This window comes from Paraburkholderia suaedae, assembly GCF_040812055.1.
In the GTDB taxonomy this organism is placed as follows: Bacteria; Pseudomonadota; Gammaproteobacteria; order Burkholderiales; family Burkholderiaceae; genus Paraburkholderia.
Genome location: NZ_JBFOAH010000037.1, coordinates 21,531 through 37,179, shown reverse-complemented (window position 1 = coordinate 37,179; position 15,649 = coordinate 21,531). Strand labels below are relative to the sequence as shown.

The following is a 15,649-nucleotide window of genomic DNA, read 5'->3' as shown; positions in this document are numbered from 1 at the left end:
GGAAGCGCTTGCGCATCGCATACGATGCGCCTGATTCATTGCAGACATCGTCGACGGGGTCACAGTGCATCCATTTGATTATTTCGGATCAACGGCTCATCGCGCATGGCTCCTAGTAGCCGACAGTCCTTTCCCGGACCTTATTTTAAGTTTCCACGCGTGACGAACTCGTTGACGGCTGAGCGGGGTTTTTCGCATCGCTGCATGACGTCAGCCCGTATTGCAAGGACTTCCGGCTGGCATGAATGAACAGTCAACTGGGTAGCCATGGTTACAGGCATCGGCTTGCGAAACAGGCGGTAAACGCAGGCGTTGCCAACGCCCCACATTGCGCGTTCTCCATTCGGTTCTAATCGCTGCTTAACGGGTGCAGTGCCGTAAGCCCGTAGCCTTGCCGCGTATCGGCTCCGTCGGAATGACATTCTCCATGCGCGGAAAATTTTCTTTGAAGGAGATTTTGATGAATAGAACTCTTATGGTGCTCGGAGCATCGAGCGCATTTGCTCTCGCAACCACTGCTCACGCGCAAAGCAGCGTGACACTATACGGCCTTATCGACGCCGGCCTGACGTACACGAATAACCAGGGCGGTAGCAGCAACTTTCAGGAGACGAGCGGATCGGTCAATGGCAGTCGATTCGGTCTGCGCGGAAGCGAAGACCTGGGCGGAGGTCTTAGAGCTGTCTTCGTGCTTGAAAACGGTTTCAATATCGCCAATGGAAAACTAGGTCAGAATGGCCTCGAATTTGGACGACAGGCGTTCGTTGGTCTGTCAAGCGAGCAATATGGCGCTGTCACGCTGGGCCGTCAGTACGATTCAGTGGTCGACTATCTTGCACCTCTTTCGCTCACGGGTACGGGATACGGGGGAACACAAGCTGCTCATCCGTTTGATAACGACAACCTCGACAATTCTTTCCGCATCAATAATTCGATCAAGTACGCAAGCGTGAACTATGGCGGCCTCAAATTCGGCGGCCTGTATGGTTTCTCGAATAGCGCGGGCAACTTCGCGACAAACCGGGCGTACAGCATGGGTGCTTCGTACAACTATGGTCCATTCAATTTTGCTGCTGGCTATTTACAGCTGAACAACAGCGGGACGGACCTGAATTCGGGCGGAGCGGTGACTAACGATGTGACCTTTACATCGGGTGTGCAGCGCACGTGGGGAGCGGGAGCGAACTACACGTTTGCCAACGCAACGGTGGGTCTGGTGTTCACACAATCGATCATTGGTAATCTGACCGGAATCGGAGCCTCAGCGTCCGGCACGTCGAATGGACTTTCCTTTGTCAATAATAGTGCGCGCTTTAGCAACTATGAACTGAATGGACGCTACAACTTGACTCCGGCGGTCTCGGTTTCCGCGGCTTATACCTTTACCGACAGTCGCATCGACGGCGTAGCGCCGAAGTGGAACCAGCTTACGCTGCAGACGGACTATGCGCTGTCCAAACGCACTGACGTTTATCTTCAAGGTGTGTACCAGCATGTCAGCGACACTGGCGACAGTGGCATCCACGCGGTGATCAATGGGCTATCGATGTCGAGCTCGAATGAACAGGTGGCCGTCACCGCGGGCATACGCGTGCGATTCTGATCGAGTTCATTTGCTACCTGCAAGTCGATGCGCTCGCGAGGGTGCGGGCGCGTCAATCAGCAGCTAGACGGTGTTAGGAACTTCCGGTCAAACCTGGTACCCTGGAGGCATGACAAGAGAGAAACGTAAAGCCTATCGAAATTTCCTCGGCGATGTACGATCCCGGCGTTGTGCGTCGAGATTCTCCTCCTGATCGCTCTTGGTTTGCAGTCGGCGCAACAGGCGTCGACACGAAAGGTCGCGAGGTAGAAATTGCGTCACTCCTACCCACCTGATTGGGTTTGAGTAAAAAACCACCCACGGCGCGGAGTTCGTGCGCTTTCTGAAGCAAGGCCAGGTTGGTCACGGTCAGGTCGTCGCCGAGAACGATGGTGCGGTCGAGTTCGCGAACCGCTTTGACGTAGCCGCTCCAATCGTTCTCGTCGAGCAGATCCTCGATAAAAACAAGGGGGAACGTTTCCGTCAGGAACTTGGCATAAGCGATCAGCTCGTCAGTCGATACCCATTTGCCTTTCAGCAAGTAGGTATGGGTTTTTTTGTTGTACATCTCGCGTGAGGCGCAATCGAGCGCGAAAGCGATTCGACCTGTATAGCCGCACTCGTCAACGGCCTTCTGCATCAGTGCCAGGATCGTTTCGGGGTCTTCTGATGACACAGCATAGCCGTAGGAACTGGCAACCTGCGGCTTATGTCTCAGGTAATTCGTAAGCACGTCATCGAGCTTCTGGAACACGGCTACCGCCATCTCGATGGAAGAATCGACACTATCGGTGCCGTAGGGAACAATCAGGAACTCATTGAATGTCTGTGTCAGCCCGTCGTATCGCCCTCCGTTGACCACGTTGAAGCAGGGGACCGGCACGGTTCGGATGTCGCCACCTGCGATGTGGTTGTAAAGAGGGATCGAGAGCGCGGCCGCCGCAGCGCGGAAAGCCGCGATGGACATTGAATAGATTGCATTGCCCCCCAGACGCCTCTTGTCTGGCGTGCCATCAAGGGCAATCATTTTTTCGTCGATGGCTCGCTGGTCAAACACGTTCATGCCGATGAGCGCCGGACCAATGACGTTCACCGCATTGTTGACGGCTTGATGCACGCTTAGCCCCTTGTAGGTCGACGGGTCGTTGTCCCGCAGGACAAATGACTCGTGCATGCCCACCGATGTGCCAGTGGGCGCGGCGCCCAGACCGATCGCACCGCTTTCGGTGCGTATCTCGACTTCGACAGCGGGGCGGCATTTGCAGTCGATGATCTGCTGTGCCCGGACGGATACGATCCTGTCTTCCATGTTACTCACCCCCCTTCGGTTCAGGAATGTAAAGTATGTTCAGGTCACACAGGTTGGTGCCTGTGTTACCAGTAAAGACAGCAGCACTAATCGAATCGAGTGCCTCGAAGCAACTGTGCTCACGCAGCGCCTGATACAGACTGATCCCTTTGTCGGCCGCGGCCTTGAAACTGGTGGAATCGGTGATGCCGCCAGCGACGTTTGCTGTGCCGTCGGTGCCTTCGCTATCGATTGATAACAGGCAGGCGCCCTTTGTCTTGGCAGCCGTGATGGCGAAACTCACGGCCATTTCCTGGCCCGGACCGCCGTGACCCTTGATCACGCTGTTGTCATCGATCAGCGTCGTAACCTCGCCGGAACTAAGAAGCACACACGGAGGCTTGACCGGGTTGCCATATGTCTGGATCTCGCGCGCCATCGAAGCGAAGAAAGTGCCGGCGTCTCTGCTTTCGCCCTCAAGGAAGGACGAAACGATCATGGCCGGAATACCCATCTCTTCGCAAATTTCCTTGGCGTAGATGCAGGAATCCGGCAGCGTGTTGAGCAAGAAGTAGGTGTTGTCAAGAAGGCTTTGTCGCTATCCGGCGGCAAAAGTCGAGATCCCGGAACTTGCGAACGTGAAGCACGTGTTCGTCAAAGCTGCAGCCAGACTGAACAACCGCGCAGAGAACAGTCACCAACCGACGCGCGAACGCGAGCGTCGCATGCGCGGCTTTCGCGACCCGAAACGCACACAGAAATTTCTATCGTGCTTCGGGCCGATCCGGCAACATTTCGCGCTCAAGCGGCATCTGCTGCGCGCTTCACTGTATCGCAAACAACTCGCGGCGCGATTCGTTGCGTGGTGCGAAATCACCGAAGTCACCCGAAATCCGTCCTACGCTTTCTGAGGGATGCTCTTTCCTGCCGTCTTTCCGCATTAGTCTCGACAAGTTGACAAAGCCGCGCCCCGTTGACCGGAAGATCACTGGTGCCCGCATGCGACGTCACTGAACGCCGCGTGACGAGCCCGGCACATAGCATGGTCCGGGAATCGTCGGTGACATTGGTGAGCGGCGCAAGCTGCATCCCGTTTGAGAGATCGAGTCGATTCAGACGCTTCCCCCTTGGCGCTGCCCTGAACCAACCACCCGGGAGCACGCCATGGCCATGCGCAAGCGGGAAGAGGCCTCCGGATGGTCCAGGCCGAACGCGTGGACGCGTCCCGCGCGGACGTCGAGTATCAGGCCGCTCAATCAACTCGACTTCCTGAAATACCGGTTCAACGTTGCCGCTCGGCGTGACCGCGATTTCTTCGAGCAGCGCGCGCCGACGGAAGACCGGGTGCGCGGATCTCATTGAGGCTGCGGGCGTGCTTCGGCAACTACTGATCGGGCAGGCCGGACAGATGCACGCAGAAGTTGCGACGTCACGAACAAGAAGTTGCAAAAGCCGTCGGGTCCATACATGCACTAAAAGGACGATTGCCGTAACGAGCATTGTAGGATCGAAGTACTCTGGCGCGTGGATCCTGCACTTTCGGCGAAGTCAAGCGAGGCCCAAAGACGCCTGAAACCGCCCGGGATTTTTGCAATCACTGCTCGCGCAACGTCTCGATCACCAGTTCCCTGAACCACCGGTTTCCTTCGTCATTGTGGAACATCTGATGCCAGTGCACGGTGACCTCGACTTCTGGAACTTCGACCGGCATCGGATAGATCGCGAACTCCTCTCCCTGGTTAAAGAGGCGCGCCACGCGTCGCGGCAGCGCCACCATCCAGTCTGTGCGATTCAGGATCTGTGGGACGACCGTGAAATGAGGCACGCGCAATGCAATACGCCGGTGCATGCCCTCCGCCCGCAGTGAATCGTCAATGGAACGGTGGCTGCTCTCGCTCGATGACACGGAGATATGCGCCATCTCCAGAAACTTCTCGCGTGACAATCGACGCGCCGGCAAGCCCGGCCGCTTGCGCGTCATGCATACGTAGTCCTCGTGGAACAGCAACATGTGGTTCGTGAGCGGCTTCAACGCAGGCAAATTGCCGATCGCGAAATCCAGCTGCCCGAGGCGCAGATTCTCCTCCACCTCCGCGACCGGCACCTGTTCCGCCTCCAGTCGCACCAACGGCGCGACCGGTTGCAGCCTCGCACAAACCGGTGGCAGGAAAACCTGCTCGCCGATGTCCGACATCGATAAACGAAATTCGCGCGAACTGGTGGCCGGGTCGAACTGCTCGCCATGTCTCAACGCCTCCCGAATCGATGCGATTGCACGGTTCAGTGGCAATGCCAACTGCTCGGCGGTGGGCGTGGGCAGCATGCCCTCGGTAGCCCGTACGAACAGCGGATCGTCGAAGAGTACGCGCAGTCGACCCAACGCATAACTGATTGCCGGTTGCGACAGGTCCAGTCGCAACCCGGCGCGCGTCAGGCTGCGCTCTTCGAGGATCGCCTGAAACACTCGCAGCAGGTTCAAATCGACCTTGTTGAAATCAGTCATATTTATTCGCCCGATAAAATTGATGAATTTGACAGATATATTATCCCACCCTAGACTCCATCCAACAGTATTCAGGAGACGACAGGAGAAGAGAGCATGGGATGCGTGGACACATCGGCGGCATTTAGCACCGTAGCAACGCAGCACCCGGCAGGCGGTCTCACGTTGCCGGTCTTGCTCGCCGGGCGTGCCGCCGGTAACGGCGCGGCGCCGCTCTTCTCGGACCGCACCACAACCTGGACCGGCACTGACGCCGTCGCCCGTGCTGCCCGGCGAGCCGGCGCACTGGCGCAGTATGGTGTGAAACGCGGCGACCGCGTCGCGCTGCTGTGCACGAATCGCATCGAATTCATGGAGATCGTGCTCGGCTGCGGCTGGCTCGGCGCAGTCGTAGTGCCGATCAATACGGCCTCTCGCGGACTGCAACTCAAGCACATTTTAAGTAACTCCGGCGCGCGGCTGCTCGTCGCCGAAGCGCATCTTATCGATGCCGTTTATTCGCTGGAAGCCGGCGACCTCGCTTTGAAGCAGATCTGGCTGATCGGCGACTACGGCGAAGCCGCGATGCCCGCAACCGTTGCGACGATCTCGTTGCCGCCGCCGGGCGAGGCCATCGATGCCGCGCAGCTTGCCGACGGTGACCCGTTCGCGGTTCTCTACACATCCGGCACGTCAGGCCTGTCCAAAGGCGTGATCTGCCCGCACGCGCAATTCTATTGGTGGGGCGTGTACACCGCGGGCAACCTCGGCGTGATAGCCGGCGACGTCCTGTACACGTGTCTGCCGCTGTTCCACACGAATGCGCTGAACAGCTTCTTCCAGGCACTCACATGTGATGCCGAACTCGTCGTCGACCGCCGCTTCTCGGCAAGCGGCTTCTTCAACGCACTGGTTGCCACGCGTGCTACCGTTACCTACGTGCTCGGCGCAATGGTGCCGATCCTGCTAGGCAGGCCCGCTGCGGCGAACGAGCGCGAGCACAGCGTGCGGGTTGCGCTCGCTCCAGCTGTTCCGGGTCATTTCCAGCACGATTTCACGGCACGCTGTGGGATTGAATTACTTGACGGCTATGGGTCGACCGAAACCAACTTCGTGATCGGCGGCGGTATCGACGAGCGGCGACCAGGCTTCATGGGCAAGCTCGCCGCCGGATTCGACGCGCGCGTCGTCGATGGAAACGATCAGCCCGTAGCGGACGGAGACGCGGGCGAACTGATCCTGCGCGCGGACATGCCTTTCGCCTTCGCGAGCGGCTATTTCGGCATGGCTGACAAGACCGTCGAGGCTTGGCGCAATCTCTGGTTTCACACGGGCGACCGCGTTGTCCGCGAGGCGGATGGTTACTACCGCTTCGTCGATCGTCTCAAGGATGCGATCCGGCGGCGCGGAGAGAACATCTCGTCGTATGAAGTCGAGCAGGTCATCCTGAGCCATCCGGCCGTGGAGACCGTCGCTGTCTTCGGCGTGAAATCGTCGCTGGCCGAAGACGAAGTCATGGCCGCGATCGTCCTGCGAGACGGCCAGCCGATCGAGCCGCTCGAATTGATCCGGTATTGCGAGCCGCGTTTGCCGTATTTCGCGGTGCCGCGTTATCTCGACTTTGCACAAGACCTGCCTAAAACCGAAAACGGCAAGATTCAGAAGTACAAACTGCGGGAAACAGGTGTCACCGCGACGACTTGGGATCTGGCGTCCTCCGGATACCGGCTCCATCGCTCGTAGTGTAATCATCACCCCGCGACGCTGCGCGGCGCCAAAATCGTAGAAAGACAGCCTGTGTGCGAAGCGATCAGACATCGCAACTGCCACATTTTGTGCACCGACCGGTGCACGGTAGGAGACAGTATGGCAAGCACGCAGATATTCGACGCCACGGGCGCGCAGCACGACGCATCCGCCGTGGCCGATGCCATCGACGAGAAATCGTTGCGGCGTATCGTCTTCGCTTCAGTGGCTGGCAACGCGCTCGAGTGGTATGACTTTTTTCTGTACAGCACAGCCGCAGCGCTCGTTTTCGGGGAGCTGTTCTTCCCTAAGGGCACCGACCCCTTGCTGGGCACGCTTGCCGCCTTCGCGGGCTTCGCGGTCGGCTTCGCGGCGCGGCCCTTCGGCGGCGTGCTGTTTGGCCACATCGGTGATAAGTACGGTCGCAAGGGCGCCCTCGTCTGGACGCTTTCGATCATGGGCGGCGCAACGTTCCTGATCGGCTTGCTGCCGACGTATGCGCACGTCGGACTGTGGGCACCGGCGCTGCTCGTGGTGCTGCGCGTGCTGCAAGGTATTGCGTCCGGCGGCGAGTGGGGCGGCGGCGTGTTGATGATCAGCGAATCGGCGCCGCCGGAAAAGCGCGGCTATTACGCGTCGTGGAGCCAAATCGGTGTCGGCGGCGGCTTCGTGCTGTCGGCGATGGTGTTTTTGATTGTACAGTTGCTGCCGCACGACGCATTCATGAGCTGGGGCTGGCGCGTGCCGTTCCTCTTGTCGATCCTGATCTTCGGCGTGGGCGTCTACGTTCGCTCGAAACTGCCGGAGAGCCGGGAGTTCGCGAAGAGCGGCGCGGCGGCTAAAACCGCCCGCATGCCGGTGCTCGAAGTCATCCGGAAGTATCCGAAGGAAATCCTGATGGCGATGGGCCTGCGCGTCGCGGAGAATGGCGGTTCATATATCTTCCTCGCCTTCGCGCTTGTGTACGGCAAGTTCATCGAGGTACCGAACCAGATCATGCTCGCGGGCGTGATGGTGTCAATGACCATCGAACTGTTCGCCATGTTGTTTTGGGGGCGTCTGTCCGACAAGATTGGCCGCAAACCCGTCTATATGATCGGCGCCCTCGGTCTCGTCGTCGTAGCATTCCCATTCTTCTGGCTGCTCGATACCAAGGTGCCGACGCTGATCTGGCTCGCGTTCCTGCTCGGCAACCCGATATGTCACGGGGCAATGATCGGCACGCAGCCAAGCCTGATGGGCGAACTGTTCAGCACCGAAGTGCGCTATTCGGGCATGGCACTCGGTCACGAGATCGCATCGGTATTCGCGGGCGGACTGTCACCGCTGCTCGCTACCGCCCTCCTCGCGAAATATCACGCCGCCTGGCCCGTCGCGCTGCTACTGATCGCAATGGGCTTGCTCACGGCAATCTCGCTGCTGTTCACGCACGAGACCAGGCGTCGCCGCGAGCATTGATCAGGCACGACGGGGAAAGATCATGCGAACCGCAGATTTCGACGACGTATTGCTGACCGCCGGCGTGGAAGTGCCATATCAGCGCCAGGCTCCGTCCGGATCGACCGGCGACCTGCTTGCGCAGGCGTTCGGCGCGGCGCTGGAGCGATCCGGCTTTAGCGCGAAAGATATCGATGGTCTGGGCGTGGCGTCGTTCACGCTCGCGCCGGACCATGCGATCGATCTGGCCTGGCGTCTCGGCCTGTCGCTGCGCTGGTGTACCGACGACTGCCACGGCGGCGCCAGCGCGATCAATCTGCTGCAACATGCGATCCGCGCGATTCAATGCGGCGACGCCAACGTCATAGCGCTCGTGTCCGGTGACCGCTTCGAGCCGGCTGATTTCAAGCATCTGGTCGAGCATTACAACCTGACCACGCACACGTATTTACGGCCGCTCGAAAACGGCGGCCCGAATAGCCTGTTTGCAATGCTGACACAGCGTCACGCAGAGCGTTACGATCTGTCGCGCGCCGACTACGGCGCGCTCTGCGTCGCGCAGCGCGAATGGGCGGCGCTGAACCCGCACGCGGCGTACCGCAAGCCATTGTCGATCGACGAATATCTGGCCGCGCCGATTGTCGCCGAACCGCTTGGCCGTTTCGATTGCGTGCCGGTGGTCTGCGGCGCGAATGCGGTGATCGTGGCGCGCGCCGACCTCGTCAAGCACGGGTGTAATGTCGGCGTACGCGCATTGCAATGCCGCTATAACGGCGATCATCAGATGGGCGACGGTTTACAAACTTCCCTCGCCGAGATTTCTCCCGCGCTGTGGCGCCAGGCAGGCGTCGCGCCCGACGACATGGACGTAGTCTCGGTTTACGACGACTACCCCGTCATGGCACTCGTGCAGTTGATGGATCTGGGTTTCGTGCCCAATGGCGATTTGCGCGCGCTGAGTGCGCGCATCGCGGCGCGCCAACTGCCAGTCAACACATCGGGCGGGCAATTGTCCGCGGGACAGGCGGGCGCGGCGGGCGGCATGCATGGTCTCGTCGAAGCGATCACACAGCTGTGCGGCACAGCGGGCGAACGGCAGGTGGCCGATGCGCGCCTTGCGGTCGTCAGTGGCTACGGCATGGTCGAGTACCGCTACGGAATGTGCGCGAATGCCGTCGTTCTCGAAGCCACCAAGCGACGTGCGCAATGACGCTCAAGGTCTTCCGATGCAAGCAATGCGGGACCACGTTGTTCCCCGCCCGCTATTTCTGCCCGTCGTGCGGCGGGGCGCAATGGGATGAATGCGTAAGCACGCGTGGCAACGTTGCCCAGGCGACCGTCGTGCGCCATCGGATCGCGGCGCAAGCCGGCGCAGAGGTGTATCTGGCAAGCGTCGTCACTGACGCCGGCCCGGTCGTGATCGCACGCCTCGATGCGGCGGCGCAAGCCGGAGATGCCGTCAGCCTCGAACTGGACGAAGCGAACCGTCTCCTCGCCCGTCGAATTTGAAACAAAAAGGTCAACCATGGCAGAGAAGTCCTTCAAGAAGGAAGTGCAGAAGCTGCGCATACCCGCAGGCGAGGTGTTCAGCGGCGAGGGCATCCTCGCCGTCACCAAGGCGCTGTTGCAGTCCGGTGTGTCGTACGTTGCCGGCTATCAGGGCGCGCCGATCTCGCACTTGATGGATGTATTGTGCGACGCCAACGATATTCTCGAAGAACTCGGCGTGCATTTCGAAAGCAGTGCGAGCGAGGCGACTGCCGCCGCGACGCTGGCTGCTTCCGTCAACTATCCGCTGCGCGGCGCCGTGACGTTCAAGGCGACTGTCGGCACCAACGTGGCGTCTGACGCGCTGGCGAACCTCGCGTCGGGAGGCGTGACGGGTGGCGCGCTCGTGATAGTCGGCGAGGATTACGGCGAGGGTTCGAGCATCATGCAGGAGCGCTCGCATGCGTTCGCGATGAAGTCGCAGATGTGGTTGCTCGATCCGCGCCCGAACCTACCGTCGATCGTCGACGCGGTCGAAAAAGGCTTCGAGTTGTCGGAGGCGAGCAACACCCCTGTGATGCTGCAATTGCGGATTCGAGCCTGTCACGTCCATGGCCGTTTCACGACCCGGCCGAACGTGCGGCCGACTTTCACGTTGAAAGACGCGATCGAGAACCCGGTGCGTGACGTCAGCCGTATCGTGCTGCCGCCGGCAAGCTTCGTACACGAGCAGGAGAAGGTCGAAAAGCGCTGGCCCGCGGCGGTCGAATTCATCCGTCGTCACAAGCTCAACGAATTCTTCGGCGAGGACAGCAGGCACGACGTCGGGCTCATCGTGCAAGGCGGCATCTATAACACGTTGATGCGCGCGCTTGCGCTGCTGGCTCTCGCCGATGTCAATGGCCGCAGCGATCTGCCGATATATGTACTGAATGTTGCGTACCCGACGATCGACGAAGAAGTGCGTGAGTTCTGCACCGGCAAGCGCGCAGTGCTGATGATCGAAGAAGGCCAGCCCGAATTCATCGAGCAATCACTGAACACAGTCCTGCGCCAGGCCGATTTGCAGACGCGCGTGCACGGCAAGGACTTCCTGCCGCGAGCCGGCGACTATACGTCGAACGTCCTCATCAAGGGTTTGCTGAAATTCCTTACCCGCTATGTGCCCGAGCTTGCCGATGAAGCGGCGCTGCCCGAAGGCGTTCGCGCGACCGTGGCGACAAGGCGTGCGGTTCCGGTGCCGGTGGTGGCGAAGCCTGCCGATCAAGTTGGCGCGCCGGAACCGGTGGCGGCCGTGGTAGAACACTTGCCTGCGGCGCCGGAAGCCCATCCGCGTCCGCCGTCGTTTTGCACCGGCTGTCCCGAACGGCCAATCTTCACCGCGATGAAGCTCGTCGAGCGCGAACTCGGCGCGCATCATGTGAGTTGCGACATTGGCTGCCATCTGTTTTCGATCCTGCCGCCGTTCAATATCGGTGCGACGACGATGGGGTACGGCCTCGGCTGGGCGGGTTCGGCGGCGTTCAATACGAAGGAGACCGAGCGCCGCACAATCAGTTTCATGGGAGACGGCGGCTTCTGGCACAACGGCCTGACGAGCGGTGTCGGCAACGCGGTGTTCAACCGTAACGACAATGTGCTGGTCATCGTCGACAACGGCTATTCGGCTGCAACCGGCGGCCAGGACATCCTGTCGTCGAAGGCCGACAACAAGCTCCGTTCGACCAGAAATGCGATAGAAACGGCCGTGCGTGGCGTGGGCGTCAAATGGGTCAAGACGATTACGCGCACCTATAGCGTCGGTAAAATGCGCGACACGCTGCGCGAGGCGCTGACCACGAAAGAGAAAGGCCCGAAGGTCATCATCGCGCAGTCGGAATGCATGCTCAACAAACAGCGCCGTGTGAAGGCGTTGACGAAGCAACTAATCGGCGAGCGCAAGCGCGTGGTGCAGGAACGCTTTGGTGTCGATGCGGACACGTGTACCGGCGACCATTCATGCATTCGCCTGTCCGGATGCCCGTCGCTGTCCATTCGCGAAAACCCGGATCCATTGCGCCGGGACCCTGTCGCAACGGTGCTCAGCAGTTGCGTCGGCTGCGGTCTGTGCGGGGAGGTATCGCATGCCGCCGTCCTCTGTCCGTCCTTCTATCGGGCCGAACTGGTCAGCAATGCAGGCTGGTGGGAGAGTCTATCGAAGCGCCTCGCCGATCGCGTGATCGTCGCGCTGCAACGCCGCGTCAAGGCGCGGGAGGTCGCATATGTCGCATAACATTGTTAAACCGTTCAGCATTGCCATTCTCGCCATGGGAGGCGAGGGCGGCGGTGTGCTCGCCGACTGGATCGTCAATCTGGCCGAGCATGCCGGCTTCAATGCACAGACGACGTCGGTGCCCGGCGTCGCCCAGCGTACCGGCGCGACGATCTACTACGTCGAATTTTATCCGGTCAAGCTGGGGCCTAACGCGCCGCAACCGATTCTCGCACTCGTGCCGGTCGCGGGTGATGTCGACGTCGTCCTGTGTTCCGAACTGATGGAAGCAGGCCGTGCGGTGCAGCGTGGTTTCGTGACCTCCGATCGCACGACGCTGATCACGTCGACGCACCGCGTCTATTCGATGACGGAAAAGACCGCGATGGGCGATGGGCGCGTAGAGTCGCAGCGCTTTGTCGATACGGGCAAGCGCGCGTCCAAACATTTCATCGCCGCCGATTTCGCCGAGATTGCCGAGAACGCCGGTAGCGTGATGAGCGCGGTCCTGTTCGGCGCGCTTGCCGGCGCCGGCGTGCTGCCGTTCGAGCGCGCCGATTTTGAAGCGGCGATCGAGCGCGGCGGCGTCGGCGTCAAACCAAGCCTGAAAGCCTTCGATGCGGGGTTCTCCACCGCGGTCCAAAACAGGGCGGGGGCACCGGTGCAGGTAGCGAAACGGCCCGCGGTCAAACCGCTGCCGGACGATGCCCGCATCGCCAGACTCGATGCCCGCATTCGCGAGGACTTCCCATCCGAAGTTCAGTCGGTCCTGTTCGCTGGCGTGCGGCGTCTCGCAGATTACCAGGACGTCGCGTACGGTTCCGAGTATCTCGACCGTCTCGTAGACATTCAGCGCGTCGATGGCGGCGAGCGTGCGCCGTGTTGGGAGTTGCTCGCGGAGACCGCTCGCTATCTGGCGCTCTGGATGTCGTACGAAGACACGGTGCGCGTCGCCGATCTCAAGATCCGCAGCGGCCGCTTCGCGCGCGTCGCCGGCGAGGTCAACGCCCAGCAGGATCAATTGCTGCATATCAACGAATACCTGCATCCGCGCGTCGACGAGATCGCCGATACGCTGCCCGCTGGCATCGGACGTTGGCTGATGAAGCCAGGCTGGGCGAGGAACCGCGTGGAACGTTGGACGAAGGAAGGCCGGATCGTGCGAACCTCATCGTTGCGCGGCTTCTTGCAGCTTTATCTCGTCGCGTCCATGCGCGGGCTGCGCCGCGGTTCACTGCGCTTCGAGCGCGAGATGACTGCCTGCCGCCGTTGGCTCGCTACGATTGCCGACATCGCGGAGAGCGATTACGAACTCGCAGTCGAAGTCGCACGCTGCCAGCGTCTTGTGAAAGGCTATGGCGATACGCATGCGCGCGGCATGCACAGTTTCACTGCGATCGAAGCCGCACTGCCGTCCTTGCGTCGTCAGACGGCCGCAGCCGCGCGCGTACGCGAATTGCGAGAAGCGGCGCTCGCCGACGAGAGTGGCAAGCGCCTGACGGACCTGCTGGACCGCGGCGCGAGCGCGACGTCGACGGAACGTGGCCAGGCATCTCATGACGAGCAGCTGACCGCGGATGCATCATAACGACACAAAGGAGAACTTGATGCTCAAAGCTTTAGCCCAGGCGCTGCAAAGCGGTGCCATTCGTGTGATCGATCTCAGCCAAACCCTGCACGGCCGCACCCCGATCATTCCGTTGCCGCCGCAATACGGGCAGAGCGCGCCGTTTCGTCTCGATGAGATTTCGAACTTCGACGAGCGCGGCCCGGCCTGGTACTGGAACAACATCTCATGCGGCGAGCATACCGGCACGCACTTTGACGCACCGATCCATTGGATCACCGGCAAAGACTTCCCGAACAACACTACGGAAACGATCGACGTGCAAAAGCTGATTGCGCCTGCGTGCGTGATCGACGTGTCAGCTGAGACGCGCGAGAATCCCGACTATCTGCTCACGATCGAACGCGTCGAGCAGTGGGAGGCCGAACACGGCCGCGTGGCGCCGGGTAGCTGGGTGCTGATGCGCACCGACTGGTCGCAGCGCACGGAGCCAGAAGATTTCCTCAATATCAGGGAGGACGGCGGCCACACTCCGGGCGGTCACCCGGACCTGCCGCCCTTTCTCGCGCGCGAACGCAATGTGATCGGCTGGGGTACGGAAGGCGTGGGTACCGATGCCGGACAGGCATATGCGTTTTCGCAACCGTTCCCGTGCCATTCCAACATGCACGGCAACAATAAGTTCGGTCTCGCGAGCCTGGTCAATCTCGACCAGTTGCCCGCGACGGGTGCTTTGCTGATCACGCCGCCGTTGAAAATCCGCCGCGGCTCGGGCAGCCCATGCCGGGTGCTGGCGTTGGTCGAGGCGTGATGCCAATGGCAATGCTTGGCGCGGATATGCCCATCGCCGTCTGCGTTTGTCGCGCTGCGCGAGCGACGGGCCTATGCGGGGAAACGGTGGGCACCGTGCAACGTCGTATGCCGGGATTGCGGTCCGATGACAGCGATGAATTTACATCGTTCCGAGCACGGACAGAAAAACGCAGGCCGCGACGACCAGCGTTCACTGTATCGCTGCTTGACCGAGCAACCGCGACGTACCGAATGCCTCGCGGCATGCTGCCTGCGTTCAATCCTGCCCGTTGAGCAAGGCGAAGTATTGTTCCTCGGCACTGAGGATGAACCGGAGCATGGTCGCTTTGATTACTTTGGGATCGCGGGCAGAAAAGCCGTCGAGCAACTCGCGCATGCCGTCGATGACGATCTTCTGAGTGCTGCGATTGTTGAGCGTGCCGAGCCGCACCTGCTGTGCATGATCGGCAAAGCGCCGGATCGTCGCCTGCAATCGAGAATTCGGCACGGCGTCCAGCCAGACATTGCGAAATTCGACGTTCGCTTCGATCATCGTCGCCGCGTCGGTTTTGTCATAGGCTTTGCGCGCCTTCTGGTAAGCGCGCTTGAGCGCGGCGTTCTGCTTGTCTGTCAGGACCGCAGCCACGCCCGAGGCCGCACTCGGCTCAAGCAGACGGCGGACTTCGAAAATTTCGTGAACGTCGTCTGTGGTTAGCGTGGGCACGACGAAGCCGCGCGTCGTGCCGACAAGATAGCCTTCGCTGACGAGGCGCAGCAATGCCTGACGCACCGGCATACGCGTGCAGTCGAACTCGTCCGCGATCTCGTAGTCGAGGACGCGGTCGTTCGGCCCCACTTCGCCACGTTGCAGCCGTGAACGGATGTGCTGATAGACCGTCTCGCTCAACGTGGTCTGCCTGAGCGCTGTACGGCGCGGAAATTTGGCGACTTTCGCATGGTCTTCGGCCATCAATGGAGTCCTGGTCGAGGCATGTATTATGAATTCCGGTTGTGTG

General features: G+C 60.6%; 13 protein-coding genes and 1 pseudogene. 10 read left to right on the top strand and 4 right to left on the bottom strand.

What is annotated here, in order from left to right:
* Nucleotides 1–460: 460 nt before the first annotated feature.
* Complete coding sequence (locus tag ABQJ48_RS32775) at nucleotides 461–1,603, top strand: porin (RefSeq protein WP_367842083.1); 1,143 nt, start codon at nucleotides 461–463, stop codon at nucleotides 1,601–1,603.
* A gap of 73 nt (nucleotides 1,604–1,676) precedes the next feature.
* On the opposite strand, the gene ABQJ48_RS32770 is transcribed toward ABQJ48_RS32775, so the two are convergent.
* Both ABQJ48_RS32770 and ABQJ48_RS32765 read right to left on the bottom strand, forming a co-directional pair.
* Entirely contained in the window at nucleotides 1,677–2,891 is a 1,215-nt protein-coding gene (locus tag ABQJ48_RS32770) for a phosphopyruvate hydratase family protein (RefSeq protein WP_367842082.1), read from the bottom strand.
* Nucleotide 2,892: 1 nt separating this feature from the next.
* Nucleotides 2,893–3,438, bottom strand: a complete 546-nt coding sequence (locus tag ABQJ48_RS32765) for an MOFRL family protein (protein ID WP_367842081.1) — start codon at nucleotides 3,436–3,438, stop codon at nucleotides 2,893–2,895.
* A 22-nt stretch (nucleotides 3,439–3,460) separates the two neighbouring features.
* On the opposite strand from ABQJ48_RS32765, the pseudogene ABQJ48_RS32760 reads away from it, so the two are divergent.
* Nucleotides 3,461–3,781, top strand: a pseudogene (locus ABQJ48_RS32760) (DDE-type integrase/transposase/recombinase); the annotation flags it as partial.
* A gap of 253 nt (nucleotides 3,782–4,034) precedes the next feature.
* On the top strand, nucleotides 4,035–4,232 hold the full coding sequence (locus tag ABQJ48_RS32755; protein WP_367842080.1) for a hypothetical protein: 198 nt from the start codon (nucleotides 4,035–4,037) through the stop codon (nucleotides 4,230–4,232).
* A gap of 232 nt (nucleotides 4,233–4,464) precedes the next feature.
* Here ABQJ48_RS32755 and ABQJ48_RS32750 read toward each other — a convergent pair whose 3' ends face one another.
* Entirely contained in the window at nucleotides 4,465–5,373 is a 909-nt protein-coding gene (locus ABQJ48_RS32750) for a LysR substrate-binding domain-containing protein (RefSeq protein WP_367842079.1), read from the bottom strand.
* A 96-nt stretch (nucleotides 5,374–5,469) separates the two neighbouring features.
* Between ABQJ48_RS32750 and ABQJ48_RS32745 the strand changes: the two genes are divergently transcribed.
* The 7 genes from ABQJ48_RS32745 to ABQJ48_RS32715 all read left to right on the top strand — a co-directional run bounded on the left by ABQJ48_RS32745 (nucleotide 5,470) and on the right by ABQJ48_RS32715 (nucleotide 14,652).
* A complete protein-coding gene (locus ABQJ48_RS32745) occupies nucleotides 5,470–7,095 on the top strand; it encodes an ATP-dependent acyl-CoA ligase (RefSeq protein ID WP_367842078.1) in 1,626 nt (541 codons plus the stop codon).
* A gap of 123 nt (nucleotides 7,096–7,218) precedes the next feature.
* The gene (locus ABQJ48_RS32740; protein WP_367842077.1) at nucleotides 7,219–8,556 is read left to right on the top strand and encodes an MFS transporter; all 1,338 of its coding nucleotides are present in this window, start codon (nucleotides 7,219–7,221) and stop codon (nucleotides 8,554–8,556) included.
* A gap of 22 nt (nucleotides 8,557–8,578) precedes the next feature.
* Entirely contained in the window at nucleotides 8,579–9,745 is a 1,167-nt protein-coding gene (locus tag ABQJ48_RS32735) for a thiolase family protein (RefSeq protein WP_367842076.1), read from the top strand.
* Complete coding sequence (locus ABQJ48_RS32730) at nucleotides 9,742–10,044, top strand: Zn-ribbon domain-containing OB-fold protein (protein WP_367842075.1); 303 nt, start codon at nucleotides 9,742–9,744, stop codon at nucleotides 10,042–10,044. Before ABQJ48_RS32735 ends, ABQJ48_RS32730 begins: the two co-directional genes overlap by 4 nt.
* 16 nt (nucleotides 10,045–10,060) lie before the next feature.
* Nucleotides 10,061–12,295, top strand: a complete 2,235-nt coding sequence (locus ABQJ48_RS32725; RefSeq protein WP_367842074.1) for a thiamine pyrophosphate-dependent enzyme — start codon at nucleotides 10,061–10,063, stop codon at nucleotides 12,293–12,295.
* Nucleotides 12,285–13,862, top strand: coding sequence for an indolepyruvate oxidoreductase subunit beta family protein (locus tag ABQJ48_RS32720; RefSeq protein ID WP_367842073.1), 1,578 nt, complete (start codon nucleotides 12,285–12,287; stop codon nucleotides 13,860–13,862). The genes ABQJ48_RS32725 and ABQJ48_RS32720 overlap by 11 nt, the downstream gene beginning before the upstream one ends.
* 19 nt (nucleotides 13,863–13,881) lie before the next feature.
* Complete coding sequence (locus tag ABQJ48_RS32715) at nucleotides 13,882–14,652, top strand: cyclase family protein (protein ID WP_367842072.1); 771 nt, start codon at nucleotides 13,882–13,884, stop codon at nucleotides 14,650–14,652.
* A gap of 258 nt (nucleotides 14,653–14,910) precedes the next feature.
* On the opposite strand, the gene ABQJ48_RS32710 is transcribed toward ABQJ48_RS32715, so the two are convergent.
* A complete protein-coding gene (locus tag ABQJ48_RS32710; protein WP_367842071.1) occupies nucleotides 14,911–15,603 on the bottom strand; it encodes a GntR family transcriptional regulator in 693 nt (230 codons plus the stop codon).
* Between the last annotated feature and the right edge of the window lie 46 nt (nucleotides 15,604–15,649).